Annotated in this window: 21 protein-coding genes and 2 riboswitches; of the genes, 11 read left to right on the plus strand and 10 right to left on the minus strand. The window is 63.8% G+C overall.

The genetic code is table 11. From position 1 onward, the window contains the following. The 4 genes from ACPFMA_RS15105 (at position 1) to ACPFMA_RS15120 (ending at position 3,855) form a co-directional block, all read left to right on the plus strand. Entirely contained in the window at positions 1-993 is a 993-nt protein-coding gene (locus ACPFMA_RS15105; RefSeq protein WP_420056367.1) for a heme utilization protein, read from the plus strand. A gap of 61 nt (positions 994-1,054) precedes the next feature. Further along, a complete protein-coding gene (locus ACPFMA_RS15110; protein ID WP_064304716.1) occupies positions 1,055-1,744 on the plus strand; it encodes a C39 family peptidase in 690 nt (229 codons plus the stop codon). 37 nt (positions 1,745-1,781) lie between these two features. Then, complete coding sequence (locus tag ACPFMA_RS15115) at positions 1,782-2,528, plus strand: hypothetical protein (protein ID WP_425928110.1); 747 nt, start codon at positions 1,782-1,784, stop codon at positions 2,526-2,528. A 49-nt stretch (positions 2,529-2,577) separates the two neighbouring features. Then, positions 2,578-3,855 carry a hypothetical protein gene (locus ACPFMA_RS15120; RefSeq protein ID WP_064304718.1) on the plus strand — a complete coding sequence of 426 codons (1,278 nt, stop codon included), beginning with the start codon at positions 2,578-2,580 and terminating at the stop codon, positions 3,853-3,855. A gap of 51 nt (positions 3,856-3,906) precedes the next feature. Here ACPFMA_RS15120 and ACPFMA_RS15125 read toward each other — a convergent pair whose 3' ends face one another. Then, the gene (locus ACPFMA_RS15125; RefSeq protein ID WP_420056364.1) at positions 3,907-5,232 is read right to left on the minus strand and encodes a sigma-54 dependent transcriptional regulator; all 1,326 of its coding nucleotides are present in this window, start codon (positions 5,230-5,232) and stop codon (positions 3,907-3,909) included. Between the two features lie 323 nt (positions 5,233-5,555). On the opposite strand from ACPFMA_RS15125, the gene ACPFMA_RS15130 reads away from it, so the two are divergent. After that, on the plus strand, positions 5,556-5,822 hold the full coding sequence (locus ACPFMA_RS15130) for a hypothetical protein (protein WP_009405454.1): 267 nt from the start codon (positions 5,556-5,558) through the stop codon (positions 5,820-5,822). An 89-nt stretch (positions 5,823-5,911) separates the two neighbouring features. Here the strand turns inward: ACPFMA_RS15130 and ACPFMA_RS15135 are convergent, their stop codons facing one another. Genes ACPFMA_RS15135 through cobW form a run of 4 tightly spaced genes read right to left on the minus strand, consistent with a single transcriptional unit; the run spans position 5,912 to position 12,406 of the window. After that, on the minus strand, positions 5,912-6,526 hold the full coding sequence (locus tag ACPFMA_RS15135; RefSeq protein WP_425930600.1) for a vWA domain-containing protein: 615 nt from the start codon (positions 6,524-6,526) through the stop codon (positions 5,912-5,914). Positions 6,527-6,570: 44 nt separating this feature from the next. Further along, positions 6,571-7,569, minus strand: coding sequence for an ATP-binding protein (locus ACPFMA_RS15140; RefSeq protein WP_425928111.1), 999 nt, complete (start codon positions 7,567-7,569; stop codon positions 6,571-6,573). A gap of 1 nt (position 7,570) precedes the next feature. After that, positions 7,571-11,332: a cobaltochelatase subunit CobN gene (cobN, locus tag ACPFMA_RS15145; protein ID WP_425928112.1), complete on the minus strand. Its 3,762-nt coding sequence runs from the start codon at positions 11,330-11,332 to the stop codon at positions 7,571-7,573. Between the two features lie 3 nt (positions 11,333-11,335). Next, positions 11,336-12,406, minus strand: coding sequence for a cobalamin biosynthesis protein CobW (gene cobW, locus ACPFMA_RS15150; protein WP_425928113.1), 1,071 nt, complete (start codon positions 12,404-12,406; stop codon positions 11,336-11,338). Between the two features lie 94 nt (positions 12,407-12,500). Beyond that, a riboswitch (cobalamin riboswitch) is annotated at positions 12,501-12,701 on the minus strand. Between the two features lie 56 nt (positions 12,702-12,757). Beyond that, a riboswitch (cobalamin riboswitch) is annotated at positions 12,758-12,976 on the plus strand. Between the two features lie 97 nt (positions 12,977-13,073). Between cobW and ACPFMA_RS15155 the strand changes: the two genes are divergently transcribed. The 5 genes from ACPFMA_RS15155 (at position 13,074) to ACPFMA_RS15175 (ending at position 15,482) form a co-directional block, all read left to right on the plus strand. After that, positions 13,074-13,262 (plus strand): CbtB domain-containing protein, encoded by a 189-nt coding sequence (locus tag ACPFMA_RS15155; RefSeq protein ID WP_064304725.1) that lies wholly within the window; start codon positions 13,074-13,076, stop codon positions 13,260-13,262. 9 nt (positions 13,263-13,271) lie between these two features. Continuing rightward, entirely contained in the window at positions 13,272-13,967 is a 696-nt protein-coding gene (locus ACPFMA_RS15160) for a CbtA family protein (protein ID WP_009405467.1), read from the plus strand. Then, positions 13,967-14,392, plus strand: coding sequence for a cobalamin biosynthesis protein (locus tag ACPFMA_RS15165; protein ID WP_064304726.1), 426 nt, complete (start codon positions 13,967-13,969; stop codon positions 14,390-14,392). The genes ACPFMA_RS15160 and ACPFMA_RS15165 overlap by 1 nt, the downstream gene beginning before the upstream one ends. Before the next feature lie 29 nt (positions 14,393-14,421). Next, positions 14,422-15,168 (plus strand): precorrin-4 C(11)-methyltransferase, encoded by a 747-nt coding sequence (gene cobM, locus ACPFMA_RS15170; RefSeq protein ID WP_420056359.1) that lies wholly within the window; start codon positions 14,422-14,424, stop codon positions 15,166-15,168. Positions 15,169-15,236: 68 nt separating this feature from the next. Beyond that, positions 15,237-15,482: a DUF1272 domain-containing protein gene (locus ACPFMA_RS15175; protein WP_081263282.1), complete on the plus strand. Its 246-nt coding sequence runs from the start codon at positions 15,237-15,239 to the stop codon at positions 15,480-15,482. A gap of 122 nt (positions 15,483-15,604) precedes the next feature. Here the strand turns inward: ACPFMA_RS15175 and ACPFMA_RS15180 are convergent, their stop codons facing one another. Further along, a complete protein-coding gene (locus ACPFMA_RS15180; protein WP_425928114.1) occupies positions 15,605-15,901 on the minus strand; it encodes a hypothetical protein in 297 nt (98 codons plus the stop codon). A gap of 161 nt (positions 15,902-16,062) precedes the next feature. Next, on the minus strand, positions 16,063-16,485 hold the full coding sequence (gene hpaR / locus ACPFMA_RS15185) for a homoprotocatechuate degradation operon regulator HpaR (protein WP_009407736.1): 423 nt from the start codon (positions 16,483-16,485) through the stop codon (positions 16,063-16,065). Between the two features lie 375 nt (positions 16,486-16,860). On the opposite strand from hpaR, the gene ACPFMA_RS15190 reads away from it, so the two are divergent. Beyond that, positions 16,861-17,673: a gamma-glutamyl-gamma-aminobutyrate hydrolase family protein gene (locus ACPFMA_RS15190; RefSeq protein ID WP_425928115.1), complete on the plus strand. Its 813-nt coding sequence runs from the start codon at positions 16,861-16,863 to the stop codon at positions 17,671-17,673. A 204-nt stretch (positions 17,674-17,877) separates the two neighbouring features. Here the strand turns inward: ACPFMA_RS15190 and ACPFMA_RS15195 are convergent, their stop codons facing one another. From ACPFMA_RS15195 to ACPFMA_RS15205, 3 genes are all read right to left on the minus strand, one after another. Then, complete coding sequence (locus ACPFMA_RS15195) at positions 17,878-18,906, minus strand: hypothetical protein (protein WP_425928116.1); 1,029 nt, start codon at positions 18,904-18,906, stop codon at positions 17,878-17,880. 49 nt (positions 18,907-18,955) lie between these two features. Continuing rightward, positions 18,956-19,513, minus strand: a complete 558-nt coding sequence (gene thpR / locus ACPFMA_RS15200) for an RNA 2',3'-cyclic phosphodiesterase (RefSeq protein WP_425928117.1) — start codon at positions 19,511-19,513, stop codon at positions 18,956-18,958. Between the two features lie 178 nt (positions 19,514-19,691). Further along, a protein-coding gene (locus ACPFMA_RS15205) for an IS3 family transposase (protein ID WP_420059606.1) occupies positions 19,692-21,058 on the minus strand; the annotation gives its coding sequence in 2 pieces (ribosomal slippage) (positions 19,692-20,593 and positions 20,593-21,058; 1,368 coding nt in all). Between the last annotated feature and the right edge of the window lie 189 nt (positions 21,059-21,247).

Genomic DNA, 21,247 nt, shown 5'->3' on the forward strand with positions numbered 1-21,247 from the left:
ATGAAACCAACAATGGCACTCAAGCCCCTGGTATTCGCACTCGCAGCGGTCATGGCAGTTGCTGCACAAGCGGGTGGCAACAACGAACACGGCGGGCATAACGGCGGCCACAATGGCGGCCACGACGGCAACACCAGCTACCTGCTGAGCCTGCTGGTCAATGCCGGATCCGCCGCCACGGTGATCGACACCCAGACCAACGCCGCCAACTGGGTGAACAACCAGGCCACCCGCAACGACGCGAAGATGGACAACTCGGCCAACGGCTCGCAGGGCAACCTGGGCGCCAACACCGCCGCAGGCGACGGCAACCAGCAGGACAACGTCGCCGCCATCGCCACCGCTGACGAAAGTTTCGTCTTCGGCAGCGCCATGGCCGTGTCCAGTGCCACCCAGAACAACATCGGCAACGGCGTGGCGAACTTCTCCACGAAAAACACCGCGTCCCTCAACAGCTCGGCCAACGGCAGCTCCGGCAACATCGGCGTCAACGTTACCGCCGGCGACTTCAACCAACAGAAAAACAACCTCGCCATCGCCGTATCCGGCGGTCGGGTAGCCGTGGCCAGTGCCGCTGCCAACCAGACCACCACCGGCCTCGGTGTGAGCAACAGCGCCGACCGTACCTACAAAACCGATACGCTGTACTCCGGCTTCGCCGCCTATGGCAAGTATCAAGGCAACGGCTGGGGCTACGTAGAAGACGAAAGCAGCAACGGCCATGGCCATGGCCAGGGTCATGGCGGCGGCCGTACCGACAAGGACCCGCTGAAGTTCCACGAGGAAGGCGACTTCGCGCTGTTCGGCGTAGCCTCCTACCAAGTGCTGACGCCAACCGGCTGGGTCAACCCGGTGACCAACACCGCGTCGCTGACCAACTCGCTGAACGGCGTGTCGGGCAACGTCGGGGCCAACGTCTCGGCAGGCAACGCCAACCAGCAAAGCAACTCGCTGTCCATCGCCGCAGGCTGCCGCGCCTGCACCGGCATGTAACAGCCACCTTGATCGGGGCCCTTCGGGGCCCCTTTCCTTGAATTCATGGAAGGGGAAGCCCATGCGCGCGCTTTTGCTGACGCTGCTGGTAGTACTGGGTCTGCCGCTCGGCCAGGCCGTCGCCGTGCAACGCATGGCGGTCGCCCTGCCAGGCGGCACCATGGTCTACAAGCCGGTGCAAAGCATCCGCGAACGCCGCTTCGCCAATATCGTCCAGCAAAAGACCGACTTCAGCTGCGGCGCTGCCGCCCTCGCCACCATCCTCAAGCAGGCCTATTGGCTGGATGTGGATGAAGCCCACATCATCGAAGGCATGCTCGCCCACTCCGACCACGACCAGGTTCGCGTCCAGGGCTTTTCCATGCTCGACATGAAACGCTACGTGGAAAGCCTGGGCATGCGTGCCCGCGGCTACCGGATACCACCGGAAAGCCTGCAGAGCGTGACCATACCGGTGGTGGTGCTGATGGATATCCGCGGCTACAAGCACTTCGTGGTGCTGCAGCGCACCCAGAACGACTGGGTCTATGTCGGTGATCCGGTGCTGGGCAACAAGCGCTACAAGTTCGACGATTTCGTCAAAGGCTGGAACGGCATCATCTTCGCCGTCATCGGCCCCGGCTACGACAAGGCCAATGCCCTGCTCGCCCCGCCGGCGCCGCTGACCGCCAAACACCGGATAAACGACTTTCAACCCATCGACGACGCCCAGTTGATGGAATTCGGTTTCATCCAGAGCGACTTCTTCTAACCAAAGAAAAGCGAGCAGGGAGCTCCGGGAGCACGCGATGAAGACTTCAAGCTGGCTGGTGGCCCTGTGCATGGCGGCCAGTCTTCCTCTGCCGGCGCTGGCGCAATTCAAGCCGATCGAGGTCAAGGACCAGGAACTGGCGCAGTTGCGCGGTCGCTATGTGATGCCGGGACGGATCATCAGCTTCGGCGTGGTCATGAGCAGTACCTGGCAGAACGCCAATGGCGACCGTCTCGGTGCCACCGCCTCGCTGCAGGTGCAGCAGTCCACCTTCAAGCCGCAGTTCTACGTGTCCACCACCAGCGAAACCGGTACTGGCACGTCCACGGCCCAAGGCTATGGCAGCGTCACCGGCGGCGCCGGCCTTGGCTCCGGCCAGGGGGTGGTCCAGGTCACCCGGGCCGCCGGCGACAACAACAGCGCGTACAACGACGTGCAGATCAACGTCAAGGAAGCCAACCAGGCTCCCCCGATGGGCACCCCGCAAGGCCAGGCACTGGCCAGCGGCGGCACCATCACCACCAGCAACGGTGCTGGCACCCTCAGCGTTTCCTCCACTGCCACTGGCCTGCAGATGGGTATCCAGGCCGCCAACGGCCAGGGTTCCAGCCTTCAGCGCCTGGCCGACGGCGGCCTGATGCAGAACACCACGCTGCTCGGCGGCAACAATGCCGTGCACAACCTGACCCAGCTCAACGTGGTGCTACGAAACAACCTGCCTACCACCGGGGCGCTGAACTGCAATCTTGATCAACTGAAGGGCCTTCGTCTTTCAGGATATTGATCTACGCTCTGTTGCAACTTATTGCGCAGTTGGAAAGGATGGCTGACCTATGCACCGCTCGTTGTCATTCAATGCAGTTGTTTGTCTGAGCACACTCGTCCCTTCGTCGCTGCTCTACGCGGCGCAGGATCCCCAGGTAGAGGCGCTGAAACAGGAGTTGCAGGCCCTCAAGCAACGTTACGAGCAACAGCAGCAGGCGCTGATGGTGCTCGAACAGCGGGTTCGCCAGGTCGAGGACCAACCCGCGGCCCCTCCCCCGAAGCGCCTGGTGCGTTCGCCGGCGTCGAAACCGGCACAACCCCAGGGTTCCGGGCAAGCGGTCGCCGCCGCCGGCAGCTCCTACGGCGAATCGCTGAAGGATGATTCGGAACCGGCGCAAAGCGTATCCAACCTCTACGACGAGGCCAGCGGCTTCTTCGGTGGCGGCAAGTTCAGTTTCGAGACCGGCATCACCTACGCGCGCTACGACACCAAGCAACTGCTGCTCAACGGCTTCCTGGCGCTGGACTCGATTTTCCTCGGCAATATCAACCTCGACCGCATCAAGTCCGACACCTGGACCCTTGATCTGACCGGACGCTATAACTTCGACCAGCGTTGGCAGTTCGACATCAACGTGCCCGTGGTGTACCGCGAATCCACCTTCCAGTCCGGCGGTGCCGGCGGTTCGGGTGCGGCCCTGTCGGACGAAACCGTCACCCGCGACCCGACCATCGGCGACGTCAACGTCGGTATCGCCTACAAGTTCATGGACGAGTCGGAATACGCGCCGGATGCAGTGGTGTCGCTGCGGGTCAAGGCTCCCACCGGCAAGGAGCCCTATGGCATCAAGTTTCGCCAGTCGCCCGGCAACGACAGCCTGAGCTACCCGGAAAGCCTGCCCACCGGCAACGGCGTCTGGTCCATTACCCCGGGCATCTCGCTGGTCAAGACCTACGACCCGGCGGTACTGTTCGGCAGCGTGTCGTACACCTACAACATGGAAGAGTCGTTCGGTGATATCAGTTCCACGGAAAACCAGAAGGTGCCGGGGAAGGTCAAGCTGGGTGACAGCTTCCAGATCGGTGCGGGCGTCGCTTTCGCCCTCAACGAGAAAATGAGTATGTCGTTCTCGGTCACCGACCTGATCCAGCGCCGCTCCAAGGTCAAGGCCGACGGCGAGGACTGGAGCACCGTGGTCGGCAGCGACGCCAACGCCGGCTACTTCAACATCGGCATGACCCTGGCCGCCACCGACAAGCTGACCATCGTACCCAACCTGTCCATCGGCCTCACCGACGACGCCCCGGACTTCACCTTCAGCCTGAAATTCCCGTATTACTTCTAAAACGGTTCCAGAAAGCGCCGCGTACCCTGTGGGAGCGCGGCGCTTTCTGATTCACCGTATCTGATGCTTGTGCAGCAACCGGTAGAACGTCGGCCGCGACACCCCCAGTACCTTGGCCGCGACACTCAGGTTGTCACTGTGGCGGTCCAGCACATCGCACAACGCCTGGCGCTCGGCCTGGTGCTTGTAGTCTTCCAGCGTGCCCATCGGCACCACCAGGTTGCGCTGCTCATGCAGCCCCAGGTCCTGTGGTTCGATCTGCCGTCCCTCCGCCAGCACCAGCCCGCGCCGCACACGGTTGGCCAGCTCGCGCACATTGCCCGGCCAGTCATGCTTGCCCATCGCGCTCAAGGCGTTCTCGCTGAAGGTACGGGGACGCCGCCCGGTTTCCTGGCTGTAGAAACGGGAGAAGTGGCTGGCCAGCATCGACAGGTCGCCGTGCCGGTCACGCAGGGGTGCGGTGACCACCTGCAGGACATTCAGGCGGTAATACAGGTCTTCGCGAAAACGCCCGTTGGCGATGGCGCTCTCCAGGTCCACATGGGTCGCCGCCAGGACGCGCACATCCACCGCAACGGGCTGGCTGCCGCCGACCCGTTCGATGTGCTTTTCCTGAAGGAAGCGCAGCAGGTTGGCCTGCAACTCAAGCGGCAGATCCCCGATTTCGTCGAGGAACAGCGTGCCGCCATGGGCCGCCTCGATGCGTCCGACCTTGCGCTGGTGCGCGCCGGTGAAGGCGCCCTTTTCATGGCCGAACAGCTCTGACTGGATCAGGTGCTCGGGGATGGCACCGCAGTTGATCGCCACGAAGGGCTTGTCGTGGCGCTGCGACTCGCGGTGCAGGGTGCGCGCCACCAGTTCCTTGCCGGTACCGCTTTCCCCGCGGATCAGCACCGGCGATTCGGTCGGCGCCAGCTTGCTCAGCAGCTTGCGCAGTTCACGGATGGGCCGGCTATCGCCCAGCAGTTCATGCTGCGCCTCATCGATGCGCACCGCACCCTTGCCGCGCAGGCGGCCCATGCCGAAGGCGCGACCGAGGGTCACCTGGACCCGGGACACATCGAACGGCAAGGTATGGAAATCGAAGAACCATTCGCAGACGAAATCCCCGACCTTCTGCGCCCGCAACTCCTGGGGGCTGAGCACCGCGATCCACTCGGCGCCGCTGCGGCTGATCAGGTCCTTGACCGCGTCGGGATGCTGCACGTGCCTGGCCTGCAGGCGCAACAAGCCGACATCGCAAGGATGCTCCAGGGCCGTGGCCAGGGTACAGCTGTGGACTTCCCAGCCAATGCCGCGCAGCCCAGGCAATAAACGATGGCAATCGTCACAGGGATCGACCACCAGCAAACGACGGTGCGGGGCAGGCTCGAGCATGATCTTTCCTTGACGTCAATTTTTGGAAAAACGAATGGAAACAGCATCTTGGCAAACCCGCTTGTAACAGTAGCAACGAACGTCGGGATCCCCACTACCGTCTGTCCGTTGAAAAATCGCATTACATTTCCTTCATGGAACATTCTTCGCAATCCGCCGTCACAAGCGCCAGGAAAAAGCGAATGACCGAAGAGGGAATAAAAAATTTTCCCGACAGGTGTGACTTACCCCGTTACTTCGGACATCAGTACAAGTAACCTGCCGCCGCGAATCACGCCCGGCAACTTTCTTTCGATGTTTGGGACCACAGAGAGACCGAACCCATGAACGCTCCGCTGCGTGTCAACGAAGCACTGCTGATTGCCGACCATGCCTTCGAACCCTTCCAGTGCGTTGCCTGGGATGCGCCAAACGGTACCGGTGAGCTAAGCCTTGCCGTGATTGACCGGACCAGCACCCGGATCGGCAGCAAGCAGGTATCGAGCAGCACCTATTCCGACCCGGCACAGTGGGCTCACCTGATCGAGGAAGTGCGCGCCGAACTGCGCCAGAAGGGTTACGACCTGCAACCCTGGACCATGCCGAAGTAACTTTCCCGAATGAAAAAAGTGCACCCCAGGGTGCACTTTTTTCTTGTCGCGAAGTTGTACCTTATTGTCGCTGCGACACATCACCGCAGTTAGCCAACTGCCAGTTCATCGATATGCCGGTATTCTGCCTGCAAACTTTCCGCCAGCTGACGGGCCCGCCCAAGACGAATGGGCGCACTTTCCATATCGAGCAATAAAGTGCTGCACGGCAACGCTTGAAGTGGTTGGTCGAGGGCCAGCCGTCCGTCGGTCAGTACCAGGCAGCGTTGCGCTTCGGCCGGAAACTGCCGTTGCCGATGCGACAACCACTGCCGCGCTTGCTCCAGCGCCGCCAGCAACGGTGTCCCGCCACCCGCCCCCAGATCCGCCAACCATGGCTGCAACGCCGCCGAGGCTTTCAGGCCGTGGCGTTGCCAGCGTGGCGTGCTGCCGCTGGCCGTCAGCAGCGCCAATCGCGCCCGGGCCCGATACGCCTGGTCGAAAAAATTCGCCAGGACGCCCTTGGCCTTGCTCAGGGCTTGATAGCGCCGGGTCGAGGCCGAGGCGTCGACGATCACCAGCCAGAGTTCCGGGCTGGCGGCATGGCGCTGTGTCCAGCGCAGGTCGCCGCGCTTGCCTGGACGCCCTTTGAGCAAGGTCGCCGGCCAGTCCACCTTGCCCTGCCCCGCGCTACGCCCACGGCCGCGCGCGCCCTTGTCGAGCATGCCGGCCCAGGGCCTGGCATCCACGCTGGCGCGGGCGCGGATGCTCAGGGCTTTTTTGGCCAGGCCGGCACCTCGCGCCGTGGCCCTGTCGCGACCGGCTGCGCCGGCATTTCACCCCATTGCCCGGCTGGCATTGCCTGGTTCTGCTGCGGCTGGCCAGCCTGCGGTACCGGTGGCTGAGCGTCAGCGGGCGATTGCTGGCGACGGTGGCGCAAGGCGAACTCGGCCACCGCCTCGATATCCGCGTCCTCGATTCGCTCGCCGCCACGCCAGGCAGCATGGGCCCGGGCGGCCCGCCACCAGACCAGGTCGGCACGCAGGCCGTCCACCCCTGCCGCGAAGCAACGCTCGGTGATCAGCGCCAGCGAACGGTCATCCAGTTCGATGCTTGCCAGGCGCTGGCGGGCATCCTGGCAGCGCTGGCGCAGCGCCGCCTGGGCCGGCGCCCATTGAGCAACGAAGCCCGCAGGGTCGCTATCGAACGCCAGGCGCCGACGCAGGATCTGCCCCCTGGCCTCGGGCACGGGTTGCCCGTGCAGCGCCACATTGAGGCCGAAGCGATCGAGCAATTGCGGGCGCAACTCGCCTTCTTCCGGGTTCATCGTGCCGATCAGCACGAAGCGTGCGCTGTGCCGGTGGGACAGGCCATCGCGCTCGATGCGGTTGGTGCCGCTGGCCGCGACGTCCAGCAACAGGTCCACCAGATGGTCGGGCAGCAGGTTGACCTCGTCGACATACAACACGCCGCCGTCGGCCTTGGCCAGTACACCCGGGGAAAACTGCACGCGGCCCTGGCCCAGCGCGGCATCCAGGTCCAGGGTACCGACCAGGCGCTCTTCGCTGGCGCCCAGCGGCAAGGTCACGAACGGCCCCTCGCCAAGCAGGTCGGCCAGGCCGCGAGCCAGGGTGCTCTTGGCCATGCCGCGCGGTCCCTCGATCAGCACACCACCGATCTTCGGGTCGATGGCGGTCAGGCACAGGGCCAGTTTCAGGTCCTCGGCGCCGACCACCGCAGCCAGGGGAAAATGCACGGGTTCAGTCATTTCAAGCCTCTTCCTCGCCATCCAGCAGCTGTTGTTCAAGCGCCTCGCGATAAGCCCCCGGGTCCTGCCAGAGGCCACGCTGCTGGGCCTCGACCAGGCGCTCGGTGATATCGCGCAAGGCTTCGGGATTATGCTGCTGGACGAATTCTCGGGTCGCCGGGTCGAGCACATAGGCATCGGCCAGCGCCTGGTAATGGTGATCGTCGATCAGGTGGGTGGTGGCATCGAAGGCGAACAGGTTGTCCACCGTCGCCGCCAGTTCGAAGGCGCCCTTGTAGCCATGGCGCTTGACCCCGTCGATCCACTTGGGATTGAGCGCGCGGGCACGGATCACCCGGTTCAGTTCTTCCTTGAGGGTGCGGATGCGCGGGCGCTCCGGCTGGCTGTGATCGCCGTGATAGCTGGCGACGCCCTGCCCGCCGAGGCTTTCCACCGCCGCGAGCATGCCGCCCTGGAACTGGTAGTAGTCGTTGGAATCGAGCAGGTCGTGCTCGTGGTTATCCTGGTTCTGCACCACGGCCTGCACCTGGCTCAGGCGTCGGGCGAACGGCGCCCGTGCCTCGGTACCGTCATCGGCGCCACCGTAGGCATAGCCGCCGTGATTGAGGTAGACCTCGGCGAGGTCCTCGCGGCTGTGCCACAGGCGTCCGTCGATGGCGTTCTGCACCCCCGCTCCGTAGGCGCCGGGCTTGGCGCCGAACACCCGCCAGCCGGCCTGGCGCCGCGCCTGCTCTGCGTCCAGGCCGCTGGCGAGCAGTTCGGCGTGCTCGCTGCGCACCCGCGCCGCCAGGGGGTTCATGTCGTCCGGCTCGTCCAGCGCCGCCACCGCCTGTACCGCCGCGTCGAACAGTTTGATGAGATTGCCGAAGGCATCGCGGAAGAAGCCGGAGACGCGCAGGGTCACGTCCACCCGAGGGCGGTCCAGCAGGCTCAGCGGCAGGATCTCGAAATCGTCGACCCGGTGACTGCCCGCCGCCCATACCGGACGCACGCCCATCAGGGCCATGGCCTGGGCGATATCGTCACCGCCGGTGCGCATGGTCGCCGTGCCCCAGACCGACAGGCCAAGCTGGCGCAGATGGTCGCCGTGATCCTGCAGGTGACGTTCGAGAATCAGGCTGGCCGAAGTGAAGCCCAGGCGCCAGGCGGTGGCCGTGGGCAGGTTGCGCACATCGACGGTATAGAAGTTGCGCCCGGTGGGCAGCACATCGAGACGCCCGCGGCTCGGCGCACCGCTGGGGCCTGCGGGGACGAAACGCCCTTCGAGGGCCGACAGTACGCCGTGCATTTCCGCCTCGCCGCAGGCGTCCAGTTGCGGCGCAACACGCTCGGCCAGCGCCTCCAGCACCGCGCGCACATCGTTCCACTGCGCGTCGTCCGGCACCGCCGGCTCGCCGGCAAGGGTCTGCTCGATCAAGCGTGCCGAAAGCATTTCCAGACGCTCGCGGGTATCCCCCGCCGTGCGCCACGGCGCGTCGTCGAGGTTCGCCAGCCATTGTGGTCGGGGCCCGTGCCAGGGCTCGCCCAGCTCGCAGTCCAGCGGATCGAAGCCCAGCGCCAGGGCGCGGGCCAGCGCCCGCGGCAGGCTGGCGTTGGCTCCGCGACCGTCGCCACGGGCTACCCGCAGCAGTGCCGCCAGGGTATCGATGCGCAGCCGGCCCGTGGGCGACTCGCCGAACACATGCAGGCCGTCGCGAATCTGCGATTCCTTGAGGTCGCACAGGTAGGTATCCAGGCGCGGCAGCCACACTGCGGCATCGTCCAGCGCGCCGTCCAGTTGCAGCTCGCGGTCGATATGGTTGTCGCGCACCAGTTGCAGGATCTCCTTCTGCAACTCCACGGCACGTCGCGGGTCCAGCAACTGCGCCTCGTAGTATTCGTCGGCCAGGCGCTCCAGGTTGCGCAACGGCCCGTAGGTCTCGGCACGGGTCAGCGGCGGCATCAAATGATCGATGATCACCGCCTGGGTACGACGCTTGGCCTGGGCGCCCTCACCCGGATCGTTGACGATGAACGGGTAGATATTCGGCAGCGGCCCGATCAGTGCATCCGGCCAGCAGCCCGCCGACAGCCCGACGCCCTTGCCCGGCAGCCACTCCAGGTTGCCATGTTTGCCGACATGGATCAGCGCATCGGCGGCAAAGCCATGGCGCAGCCAGAAATAGAAGGCCAGGTAGCCATGGGGCGGGACCAGGTCGGGATCGTGATAGACCGCACTCTGGTCGAGTTGATAACCCCGCGCCGGCTGGATGCCGACAAAGGTCAGGCCCAGGCGCAGGCCGGCAATCATCATCCGCCCGCCACGGAACATCGGGTCCGCCGAGGGTTCGCCCCAGCGCTCGCGCACCGCCCGCTGGTTGGCCTCGGGCAACTGCGCGAAGGCCGCCAGGTAGTCATCCAGGGCCATGCTTTGCATGCACGGGCGCTGGTCGAGGCTGTCGAGGTCGTTGCTGACGCCACCGAGCAGGTCGTGGATCAGCCGGGTGCCGCTGTCCGGCAGCTCGCCCACCGGGTAATCCTGCTGTTTCAGGGCACGCAGGATATTCAGCGCCGCTGCCGGGGTATCCAGGCCGACACCGTTGCCGATGCGGCCATCCCGGGTCGGGTAGTTAGCCAGTACCAGGGCCACGCGCTTCTGCCGGTTGGGCAGGCGCGCCAGCGCGCACCAGCGCCGCGCAAGCTCCGCAACGAAGTCCATGCGCTCGGGCTGCGGCCGGTAGCAGACCACATCGGACTGGCTGCGCTCGCTGCGCCAGGCCAGGTCCTTGAAGCTGATCGGTCGGGTGATGATGCGCCCGTCCAGTTCCGGCAAAGCGATGTGCATGGCCAGGTCGCGGGCGCCGAGGCCTTGCTCGCTGGCCTGCCAGCCGGGTTCGTTGTCCTGGGCGCAGATCGCCTGCAGCACCGGGATATCGCGGCGGAACGGGCGCAGGTGCGGCTGTTCCGGGCTCGACTGGGCGAAACCGGTGGTGTTGATGATCAACGCCGCATCGGTTTCGTCCAGCCAGTCCTCGACCTGGGCCAGGCAGCCGGCCTCCTTCAGGCTGGCCACGGCGATCGGCAGCGGATTCAGCCCGGTGTTTTCCAGCCGCTGGCACAACACATCGATAAAACCGGTGTTGGCCGCTTGCAGATGGGAGCGATAGAACAGGATCGGCACAACGGGTCGCCCGGCGTGCCAATCGGCGCGCCAGTGGGCCATTCCGGCCTCGGCATGACGCGGGTGATACAGGCTGGTACGCGGCAGTTGCCGTGGTTCGTCCCAGGGGTAATCGCGCCCCAGCCAGGAACTGGCGAGGCAGTTGAACAGGTTCAGGGCATTGGCCTTGCCGCCCTGGCGCAGGAAGTGCCAGAGGCGCTCGGCCTGCTCGGCTGCGACGTTGCCCAGGCTGCTCAGCTCCGGGTCCGGGCGATCGTCACCCGGGACCAGGATGAGCTTCACGCCACGGGTCGCCAGTTCGACAAGCTGCTCGACGCCATAGCGCCAATAGCCGATGCCGCCGTGCAGCGACACCAGGATCACCCTGGCGTGGCGCAACACCTGGTCGACGTAGAGGTCGACCGAGGCGTGGTTCTGTACCTGCATGGGGTTGGCCAGGCGCAGGCTGGGGTAATCCTCCGGCAGCTCGCGGGCGGCTTCCGCCAGCAACGCCAGGTGCGAATCACCGCTGCAGAGAATCACCAGTTCGGCCGGGGTCTGGCCGAGGTCGGCAATGCTGTCGTCCGGCACGAAGCCGCCGGGCTGGGTCCGCAGCAGGTGCATGGATCAGGCGCCCAGGGCCGCGCGCAGCCGCGCTTCGAGGGCCGAGGCATCGAGGTCCTGGCCAATCAGCACCAGGCGGGTGATGCGCGCTTCGTCGCTGCGCCAGGCGCGGTCGAAATGCTTGTCGAAACGGCTGCCCACGCCCTGGATCAGCAGGCGCATCGGCTTGCCCGGAATCGCCGCGAAGCCCTTGACGCGCAGGATGCCGGTCTCGCTGACCAGTTGGGTCAAGGCGTCGAGCAGTAGGCTTTCGTCGGCTTCCGGCAGGTCGAGGGAGATGGAGTCGAAGGCGTCGTGGTCGTGATCGTCGTGGTCATCGTCGCCGTCATGGTGCGAATCATGGTGGGTGCGGCGGCCGTCGATATGGGCCTCGGACTCGGCCCCCAGGCCCAGCAGCACGTCCAGCGGCAGCACGCCCTTGCTCGCTTCGACCACCTTGACCGCGGGCGGCAGCTCTTCCTCGACCTCGGTACGCACGGCGGCCAGGGCTTCAGGGGCGATCTGGTCGCACTTGTTGAGAATCACCAGGTCGGCGCTGGCCAGTTGGTCGGCGAACAGCTCGTGCAGTGGCGATTCGTGGTCCAGGTTCGGGTCAAGCTTGCGCTGGGCATCGACCTGGTCGGGGAAGGCGGCGAAGGTGCCGGCGGCCACGGCCGGGCTGTCGACCACGGTGATCACCGCATCGACGGTGCAGGCATTGCGGATTTCCGGCCACTGGAACGCCTGGACCAGCGGTTTGGGCAAGGCAAGGCCGCTGGTTTCGATGAGGATCTGGTCCAGGTCGCCACGGCGCGCCACCAGCTCGCGCATCACCGGGAAGAACTCTTCCTGCACCGTGCAGCACAGGCAGCCGTTGGCCAGTTCGTAGACGCGGCCGTTGGCCTCTTCCTCGGTGCAACCGATGCTGCATTGCTTGAGGATTTCGCCATCGATGCCCAGCTCGCCGAACTCGTTGACGATCACCGCGATACGGCGGCCATTGGCGTTGTCGAGCATATGGCGCAGCAAGGTGGTCTTGCCCGAGCCGAGGAAGCCGGTGACGATGGTAACGGGAAGTTTGGCCAGTGTTTTCATGTCGGATGCCCTTGGCAGCATGGCGGGCATGGGGACGGAGGCCAGGCACCGTGCGGTCTGGACGCGTTCGCCACCGGATCACCCCGCCCGGTTAATGTGGAATCTGGTCGAGGCAGGTCTCCTGGCTTGCATTGTGTCCTCGGGACGCCATCGACGCCTTCCCGCCTTATATAACCGGCAGTGGCAATGGTCGGTGGGCTCAACGCCTACAGTTGCGGGGGCAGCCGCGGCTTCGGCACCGCGTTCCCGTCTTAGCTCCGACCCGTGTCGGAGAACCTCGAACCGGCAAGGCTACGCAGTGCCCGGAGGGCGGTCAACCGCTGTATTGACGGATGTCAACGCGCGTGATTTCCTAACGCAATTCGTTTGGGTGCCTTTTTATTGCAAAAGGTGAAACGGGAAACCGGTGCGCGGTGGTCTTCAAGACCGTGGCAAGTCCGGTGCTGCCCCCGCAACGGTAATCGAGGAAAACGTCTGATCCACTGTGCCAGCAGTCCGGCATGGGAAGGAGACGCCCAGGCCCATGGCCCCTTGAAAGCCCGGAGACCGGCCCACGACCGATTTGACCAAACCCGCGGTGGGCGGGCGACGTTGCACTCCTGGACTTCCATGCCCCGGAGTTCTTCGCGCTTGCCTGTTGCCACGACAACTGCAAAAGGAAAGCGCCATGCCCGTCACCACCACCGCCAGTCACGCCAGCACTACCTCCACCACCCTCAGCCAACGCGTCGTCGCTGCCGTCAGCGCCTCGGTACTGGGCCTGTGCCTGGTCTATTTCGCCGGCTTCTCGCATATCGAAGCGGTGCACAACGCCGCCCACGATACCCGCCACAGCGCCGCCTTCCCTTGCCACTGAGGTCGCATCATGTTCACTCGCATTGCCCGTACCGCGGGCTTTACCGGGCTGCTCGCGGCCTTGCTGCTGACCGTGCTGCAAAGCTTCTGGGTCGCGCCGCTGATTCTCCAGGCGGAAACCTACGAGGGCTCTGCACCGGCTGCCGCCCATGAGCACGAGCATGCCGACGCCGCCGCTGGCGAAAGCCATCACCACGACGCCGAAGCCTGGTCGCCGGAAGATGGCTGGCAGCGCGTGCTGTCCACCACCGGCGGCAACCTGGTGGTCGCGGTAGGCTTCGCCTTGTTGCTGGCGGGCATGTACACCCTGCGCAGTCCACGCAGCATCGGTGCCGGCGCGCTTTGGGGCCTGGGCGGGTTCGCCGTGTTCTGCCTGGCGCCGAACCTCGGCCTGCCACCGGAACTGCCCGGCACTGCGGCCGCAGACCTGGCCCAGCGCCAGTTCTGGTGGGTTGGCACCGCCGCTGCCACCGCTGTCGGCCTGGCACTGATGGTGTTTGCCGGCAACTGGGTGCTGAAAATCGCCGGTCTGATTCTGCTGGCAATTCCCCATGTGATCGGCGCGCCGCAGCCGGAAGTGCATGAAAGCCTGGCGCCGGAAGCCCTGGAATCGCAGTTCATTGTCGCTTCGTTGCTGACCAATGCCGGTTTCTGGCTGGCCCTGGGCCTGATCAGCGCCTGGCTGTACCGGCGGCAGTCCGCCTGATGGCCGTCCCGCCCGGCGTAGCGTCGCTGTACGCCGGGCTGGGTTGCCGGCGTGGCGCTCCGGCCAGCGAACTGGCCGGGTTGCTGCGCGATGTCATGCAGTCGCGCAACCTGCCTTTCGCCGCGCTGGTTGGTCTTGCCAGCATCGATCTCAAGCGCCAGGAACCCGGCCTGCTGCAACTGGCTGCCGATCTCGGCCTGCCCCTGCACTTCTTCAGTGCCGTGCAACTCGCTGCCTATACCCCGCGCCTTAGCCATCGTTCGGCCATTGCCTTTCAGCACAGCGGCTGTTATGGCGTGGCGGAAAGCAGCGCCCTGGCCCTGGCCGAACAACTGGGCGGCGGGCTGGCCGCACTGCGCGTCGAACGCATCGTGCGCGACGATATGACCCTGGCATTGGCCTGGCTCCCTGCTTCTGGCGGATAATCCGTCATTCCGTTTTCCAGAGACTTCCCATGACCGTCTATTTCATCGGCGCCGGCCCTGGCGATCCGGAGCTGATCACCGTCAAGGGCCAGCGCCTGATCCGCCGGTGCCCGGTCATCATCTATGCCGGCTCGCTGGTGCCCGCCGCTGTGCTCGACGGGCATAACGCCGAGACCCTGATCAACAGTGCAGAACTGCACCTGCAACAGATCATCGAGGCGATTGCCGCCGCCCATGCCAAGGGTCAGGATGTCGCCCGGGTGCACAGCGGCGACCCCAGCCTGTATGGCGCCATCGGCGAGCAGATCCGCCACCTGCGCGAGCTGGGGATTCCCTACGAGATCATCCCCGGGGTCACGGCCACGGCGGCCAGCGCCGCCCTGCTCGGCTGCGAACTGACCCTGCCGGACATCGCCCAGAGCGTGATCCTCACCCGCTTCGCCGATTCCTCGCCGATGCCCGAAGGCGAAGCCCTCGCCAGCCTGGCCAGCCACAAGACGACCATGGCGATTCACCTGGGGGTGCGCCATCTGCCGAAGATCGTCGAGGAACTGCGCCCGCATTACGGCGGCGACTGCCCGATCGCCGTGGTCCACCGCGCGACGTGGCCGGACCAGGACTGGGTGCTGGGGACGCTGGACGATATCGTCGCACTGACGGCGGTCAAGGGCTTCCGGCGTACCGCGCTGATCCTGGTGGGTCGTGTTCTGGCCAGCGACAGTTTCCGCGAATCGGCGTTGTACCGTGCCGGGCATGCCCACCTGTACCGGCCCTGAGGCCCCTTGCACTGCCGTTGGCGGGCCTGCACTCTACGGCAACCACCACCCGAGAAAGGATTGCCCCGATGCTGGAACTTCGTCCTTGCTGCGAATGCTGCGCCACACCACTGCCGGGCGACAGTCGCGACGCGATGATCTGTTCGTTCGAATGCACTTACTGCCGTAGCTGTGCAGGCGACCAATTGAAGGGCAAATGCCCGAATTGTGGGGGTGAATTGCAGCCGCGGCCGGCGCGGGTCGGCGAGAAGCTGGTGAAGAATCCGGCGACGACGGTGCGGACGGTGAAGGCCCAGGGTTGTTCTGCACACTGAATCCCGTGCAAGCGACGCGGACCTTGTGGGAGCGGGTTCACCCGCGATTGCAGTAGTAAATTCACTATCGCAATCGCGGGTGAACCCGCTCCCACAAGGTCTGCGTCGTTGCCTCTAGCGGTTCAATGCGCCTGCATCTTGCTCTTGATGAACCCAGCCACCCAGGTCAACACCGCGCCACCGGCACCACCGCCGATCACGCTGCTGATGATGGCCGGGATATCCAGGGTTCCTGCCGCTCCGGCCTCGGCCAGGGTTTGATCGCCAGTCAGGTGGGCCAGCACCTGCCCCAGCAGCACCCCGCCGATTGCACCTGCTACGGAGTTCAGGGTCGGCCCCATCCCCTCCTTGCTCAACCCTGCCACGTTGCCGCCAATCACACCGCTGAAGATCTGGATGATCAGAGTGATTAAGTCCATCGCAATAGCCCTCTTAGCGTCTGTAAGGACACCTCGCGTGCGGGCTACTGCGGATACGGCACTACCAACGGGCATCGAGGCGTCGATGTCCGACCGACGACGGCAAGCTGTGGCGGATAACCGACAGTATATGTAGGACTTTTTACTTGCGCGAATCGGCGTCAGGGCTTGACGTTTTTCAGTTCGTTCAGCAAGCCCAGCAACGCCTGCAATTTTTCATCGCCGAACTGTTCAAGGATGCGCTGGTAGTTGCGCTCCATATCCTCGCTCATGGCGATGAAGCATTGCTGGCCCTGCTCCGTCAGGCCGACGAAAACCCGGCGCTGGTCGGTACTGGACTTCTTGCGCCGCACCAGGCCATCGCGCTCCAGGCGAGCGAGCACGCCGGTCATGCTCGGCTTGAGGATGCAGGCCTGCTCGGCCAACTGATGGCTTTCCAGTTCACCCTGCTGGCGCAGGATGCGGATTACCCGCCATTGCTGCTCGGTCAGGCCATGCTCGTTGAGGGACGGACGGAAGAAGGCCATGGCGGCTTCGCGGGCCTGAAGCAAGGTGAGGGTCAGGGAGGGTCTTGGTTTCGACATGGTCAGACTGATATCAACGATGATGGGGCAGCTTAAGAGCCGGGGTTACGGCCTGCAAGGCCCTTGGCAGGCACGGCGAATCGAGCCGGGCCAATCGTCAAATATAATGAACTGCCTCAGTTGAAATAGACCTGATTTATCACATTAAAATCAGTATTTTAGGCCGCATACCTCGCCTAAAACGTTAATAAATACGCACACAAAAGCATGAATCCGCTTGATATATTTAACGGCTCTGGCAAGCTATGGGGCAGGTTTCGACCGGGAACAGAGCTTCGCGTGCCTCCCGGCAGTGCTCGAAACCCCAGGCAGCGCCAGCTCGATAGCGGCGCGCCTGCACAACAATGACAGGCTGCGCCTGTCCCAAGGTGACATATGCCCAACAGCAACATTGGCAATAAGAATCAGAAATCCCGCAAACCCGTGGTCCTGATGACCATGGGCACCCAAGAGCGCAAGGGTCACGACTACCAGGTGATGACCCACAAGTACATCACTCCGCTGGTGGAACACGCCGGCTGCGTCCCGGTCCTGGTCCCCACCTGCTGCGGCATCGAAGACCTCGAGCAGTACCTGGACATGGCTGACGGCGTCTACCTGACCGGTGCCGGCAGCAACATCGACCCGGCCCTCTATGGCCAGGAAAACGAAACCCCGGGCAAGGCCCAGGACCGTGACCGCGACCTGTTCGACCTGCCGCTGGTGCAACTGGCGATCGCCCGCGGCCTGCCGATTTTCGGCATCTGCCGTGGCATGCAGGAAATCAACGTGGCCCTGGGTGGCGATATCTACCAGAAGGTCTACGCCGAACCCGGCTTCAACGATCACCGGGAGAACCCCGAGGATCCGGTGGACGTGCAATATGCCGCCTCCCACAGCGTGCGCCTGAAGCCGGGCAGTTGGCTGCAGGAATTGCTGCAGAGCGACGAGATCCGCGTCAACTCGCTGCATGGCCAGGGCCTGAAAACCCTGGGCGACGGCGTCGAGCCCCTGGCTCATGCCGAAGACGGCCTGGTCGAGGCGATCCATGCGCCAAGCCTGTCGCCGTTCCTGTTCGCGGTGCAATGGCACCCGGAATGGCAAGCCGCGAAGAACCCGGATTCGGTGCGGATGTTCGAGGCATTTGGCGACGCTTGCCGGGTGCAGGCGAGCAAGAAGCAGCAGAGTAGAACCCAAAGCATCGCTTGAGATAATCACCTCAAGACACTGATGTAGAAGAGCTTTTAAATCCGAAAGGCCGTATCGAGCGCACATCGATACGGCCTTTTTTGTGCGCACCGCACCTCCATTCCGAACAATTGACTTTACATTAGACACATAACTCATTGTTTTTAAATGATTTAACCCAAAGCAGAATCAACCTTAAGAGCATCGCTCAAGTTGCTGTCTGCGCTAGGGAATAGCATCCATCCTCGGCTCCATTCCCACCCTTCCCGTCAGCTCGCCTTCGATCTGCCCCGACAACGACCAGACCCCGGCCATCACCCCGGTGCCATGGTTCTCCATCAGGTTCTGCCACTCCTCGTTCAATGCTGCATTGAGGATCACCCGCAACTGCTCGACCATCTCCGGTCGGTCGCTCTCATGCATCATCGCGCCGATCCCGGCCGAGGCCACCGAGATCGCCATCCCCGCCGCCTTGCCCACCGCCGCCGCCACGGCGCTGAGCGCCCCCCGGGGCGCCAGGGTCGCTTCCAGGCGAGTGCTGGCTTTGCTGGCCACCGATGACAGTCCGTTGTCCGACGCCGTCGCATTGACCGCTGCGGCCTTGCGAATCTCTTCGTTCAGGGCCAGCCAGGCCGGCAGTTGCACGAAGGGCTTTGCCGTGAGCACGCCGCGCAGGCTGGCATCCCGCGCGGCAGGCGGGCCCAGGGCAATGGCGGGAATACGTTCAAGGTGCAGGGCGAACTGGTCCGGCGCGGGCCGATAGCGCTCGCCAATCCCCTGGATCTGCTGGCCGAGCAATTGCACGTACAACTCGGTCGCACGCTCGCGGATCAGGTCGGGATTGATCTGCTCGGCCACCGGCTCCAGGACGCGCTCGCGATAAGCGTCCTGCAGATAAAGGGCCAGGCGGTTATCAGGCTGGTCGCGGTGCTGGCTCATCTTGTACCAGGCCACCCTGAGGGTCAGCCATTGCTGGGTCCAGTAGCCGGTGAACCAGGGAATGAAATTCTCTTCGGTCTGCACCTGTACCTGCTCGCGCCAGACCCGCATGGAGCGCCGCGCATAGTCCCCGGCCGAACCGGCGGCGCCGCGCGAAGCCTGGACGATCTCCCGGTCCACCTGCTGCCAGGCGGCGGGCGACAGCACCACCGGCGGCAACTTCGGCACGCGGTTGCGCGAACCGCAGCCGCACAGGATCACCAGCAACGCTACAAGCCACACCCGATACAGGGAACGCCGGTTCACGATCGCCACCCCCTTCGCCACGCTGTCTGGAGTATAGGAACGGCGTGGCTGCGGCGATCTAACTTCTGGCGATATCCAGCAGGGGCCAGTGCGCCAGGGGCTCGTATTGGCCTTTGCTGGACTCGTAGAGCACGAACTCCCGTGCATTCCAGCGAAACTCGGGCGCCACCGCTGCCTCGGGCACTTCGTGGCGGAAATTCCGGGCCAGCGTCAGGTGCGGGCGAAACGCTTTTGAATCGACGACGAAGCCCAGTGGCAACAAGGCCTCCTGCAACTGGTAGACCCAGCGCAGCAGCGCCTTTGGTGGTTCCTGCGTGGTCAGCACCAGCGCCTGGCTGCGCCGCCAGACCTCCAGGCGATCAAGAACCAGCGGTTGCGGACGCTCCAGCGGGCGCAGCCGTGCGGCTATTTCGAAAATCGCCGGCAACTGGCTGACACCGACTGCGCCGAGAAACATCAGGGTTACATGGAAATTCCCGGTCGGTACCGGCTTGCCGCTGCGCAGGCGCAGGTCGCTACGCCAGCGCGACAGGGCCTTGCCTTGCGTCGGGGTGCAGGGCAAGGCGAAGAACAGGCGCTTGAAGGGTTCGTTGGGTCCGGGGTCGAGGCTGATCACGAAAGGCTCCTTGGGTGTCTCGCGGCACTATGACTCAAGACAGTGCCGCCCTGCCCGGCTATCGGATCTGGCCAAGCCTGCTGATATGCAGTGTTGCTGAGGGCCCCATCGCTGGCAAGCCAGCTCCCACAGTCGCATAATGAGCTGCGCCCCGGATGTTGGACACTTTTGTCTAAAGCTATGCGGCTTGTGCTCTGTACGCTACAGGGCTCAGGCCGCCGAGCTTCATCTTGATACGTTCGTGGTTGTAGTAGCGGATGTAATCATCAATCCCAGCGCGTAATTGCTCGATGCTCTCAAATTTCTCGCGGTAGAAATACTCCGACTTCAGCGTGCCGAAAAAGCTTTCCATCGCCGCATTGTCCAGGCAGTTGCCCTTGCGCGACATGCTCTGTTCCAAGCCCGCTTCTTTCAAGCGCTGGCGATAATCCGGATAGCGATAATGCCATCCCTGATCTGAGTGCAGCATCGGCTTACTGTCAGCCGGCAGCTTCTCCAGCGCTCGTTCAAGCATCGTTCCCACCAGGGTGTAACGAGGCCGAGTATCCGTTTGATAGGCCACGATCTCCCCGTTGTACAAGTCCAGAACTGGCGACAGATAAAGCTTTTCTCCAGCCACCTTGAACTCGGTAACGTCTGTCACCCATTTCTGATTCGGCTGATCAGCAGCGAACTCCCGGTTCATGGTGTTCGGCGATGCTTCGTCCATCAGCACTCTGTACGACTTGTATTTCTTCGGTCGTACCGTGCACTTGAGGTCCAACTCGCCCATGAGGCGGCGCACTTTCTTGCCGTTGATCACGTGCCCTTTCTGGCGCAGCGCAGCGGTCATGCGACGATAACCATACCGGCCCCTGTGGTGCTCCTGAATGCCCCGCATCGCCTGTTTCAGTGGAGCGTACTTATCCTCGGCGCCCTCGCCCCCGAAGTAGGTGTAGTAAGTGCTACGAGGCAAACCAGCAGCGATCAGCAGGTATTTCAGCCTGAACTGTCGGCGCAGCGCGGTAATCAGCTGGGCTTTTTCCTTACTGCCCGGGTCTGCCTGAGCTTCGCCTCCTCTAACTCCTCGAGCTTTTTTAGGTAGGCGTTCTCCGCTTCAAGCATGCGAACTTTCTCTAGTAACTCTTTGGGCGAGAGGTCCTCGTTACGCACGGCTGCAGGCTTGGAGGACTTGGCGGAAGGCTTGGGCATGGTGCGGGTTGAACTCTTTTCTACAGAAAGCTGGTTTGCGAGCCCGTCACTGTAATACTGGCGCAGCCATCTGCCCAGCTGACTAGAGTTACCTAGGTTGAACAACGCTGCGGCGGCGCGCTGAGAAAGACGGTCATTTAGCATGCGGTGAAGCACCGTAATCTTGAATTCGGCGCTGTGGCGCTGATGGCGACGCTCAAGGCTGGACCTGCCGTGTTGCTGATAGGCCACGACCCAACGGCGAAGCAAGGTGGGATCTATCTGGAACTGGTTCGCCACATGACGGAAACCTCGGCCTCGCTTGAGGAAGGCTTCGATGGCGGACAACTTGAACTGCTTTGAATACTTGGTCATGCAAAACACCCCGATGTTGGATTTTTTGTCCAACATCCGGGGCGCAGCTCATAACCCTGTGGGAGCTGGCTTGCCAGCGATGGGGCCCTCAAAGCCAATAGAGATCTCAAACCGGCGAAATGGTCCCCAACGCCCCGATCACGATCGCCAGTGCCAGAAACCCGAACAGAAAAATCGCCATCTTGCCCA

Origin of the sequence: Pseudomonas sp. NyZ201 (assembly GCF_049860765.1) — a bacterium.
GTDB lineage: Bacteria > Pseudomonadota > Gammaproteobacteria > Pseudomonadales > Pseudomonadaceae > Aquipseudomonas > Aquipseudomonas bharatica.

What these genes read in the sequence shown, in the direction of transcription:
- ACPFMA_RS15175 (WP_081263282.1), top strand. Translation starts at nt 15,237, where the DNA reads ATGCTGGAACTTCGTCCTTGCTGCGAATGCTGCGCCACACCACTGCCG.
- ACPFMA_RS15165 (WP_064304726.1), top strand. Translation starts at nt 13,967, where the DNA reads ATGGCCGTCCCGCCCGGCGTAGCGTCGCTGTACGCCGGGCTGGGTTGC.
- cobM (WP_420056359.1), top strand. Translation starts at nt 14,422, where the DNA reads ATGACCGTCTATTTCATCGGCGCCGGCCCTGGCGATCCGGAGCTGATC.
- ACPFMA_RS15190 (WP_425928115.1), top strand. Translation starts at nt 16,861, where the DNA reads ATGCCCAACAGCAACATTGGCAATAAGAATCAGAAATCCCGCAAACCC.
- cobN (WP_425928112.1), bottom strand. Translation starts at nt 11,332, where the DNA reads ATGCACCTGCTGCGGACCCAGCCCGGCGGCTTCGTGCCGGACGACAGC.
- ACPFMA_RS15125 (WP_420056364.1), bottom strand. Translation starts at nt 5,232, where the DNA reads ATGCTCGAGCCTGCCCCGCACCGTCGTTTGCTGGTGGTCGATCCCTGT.
- ACPFMA_RS15105 (WP_420056367.1), top strand. Translation starts at nt 1, where the DNA reads ATGAAACCAACAATGGCACTCAAGCCCCTGGTATTCGCACTCGCAGCG.
- ACPFMA_RS15180 (WP_425928114.1), bottom strand. Translation starts at nt 15,901, where the DNA reads ATGGACTTAATCACTCTGATCATCCAGATCTTCAGCGGTGTGATTGGC.
- ACPFMA_RS15135 (WP_425930600.1), bottom strand. Translation starts at nt 6,526, where the DNA reads ATGCTCGACAAGGGCGCGCGCGGCCGTGGGCGTAGCGCGGGGCAGGGC.
- ACPFMA_RS15120 (WP_064304718.1), top strand. Translation starts at nt 2,578, where the DNA reads ATGCACCGCTCGTTGTCATTCAATGCAGTTGTTTGTCTGAGCACACTC.
- ACPFMA_RS15155 (WP_064304725.1), top strand. Translation starts at nt 13,074, where the DNA reads ATGCCCGTCACCACCACCGCCAGTCACGCCAGCACTACCTCCACCACC.
- hpaR (WP_009407736.1), bottom strand. Translation starts at nt 16,485, where the DNA reads ATGTCGAAACCAAGACCCTCCCTGACCCTCACCTTGCTTCAGGCCCGC.
- cobW (WP_425928113.1), bottom strand. Translation starts at nt 12,406, where the DNA reads ATGAAAACACTGGCCAAACTTCCCGTTACCATCGTCACCGGCTTCCTC.
- ACPFMA_RS15110 (WP_064304716.1), top strand. Translation starts at nt 1,055, where the DNA reads ATGCGCGCGCTTTTGCTGACGCTGCTGGTAGTACTGGGTCTGCCGCTC.
- ACPFMA_RS15140 (WP_425928111.1), bottom strand. Translation starts at nt 7,569, where the DNA reads ATGACTGAACCCGTGCATTTTCCCCTGGCTGCGGTGGTCGGCGCCGAG.
- ACPFMA_RS15130 (WP_009405454.1), top strand. Translation starts at nt 5,556, where the DNA reads ATGAACGCTCCGCTGCGTGTCAACGAAGCACTGCTGATTGCCGACCAT.
- ACPFMA_RS15160 (WP_009405467.1), top strand. Translation starts at nt 13,272, where the DNA reads ATGTTCACTCGCATTGCCCGTACCGCGGGCTTTACCGGGCTGCTCGCG.
- ACPFMA_RS15115 (WP_425928110.1), top strand. Translation starts at nt 1,782, where the DNA reads ATGAAGACTTCAAGCTGGCTGGTGGCCCTGTGCATGGCGGCCAGTCTT.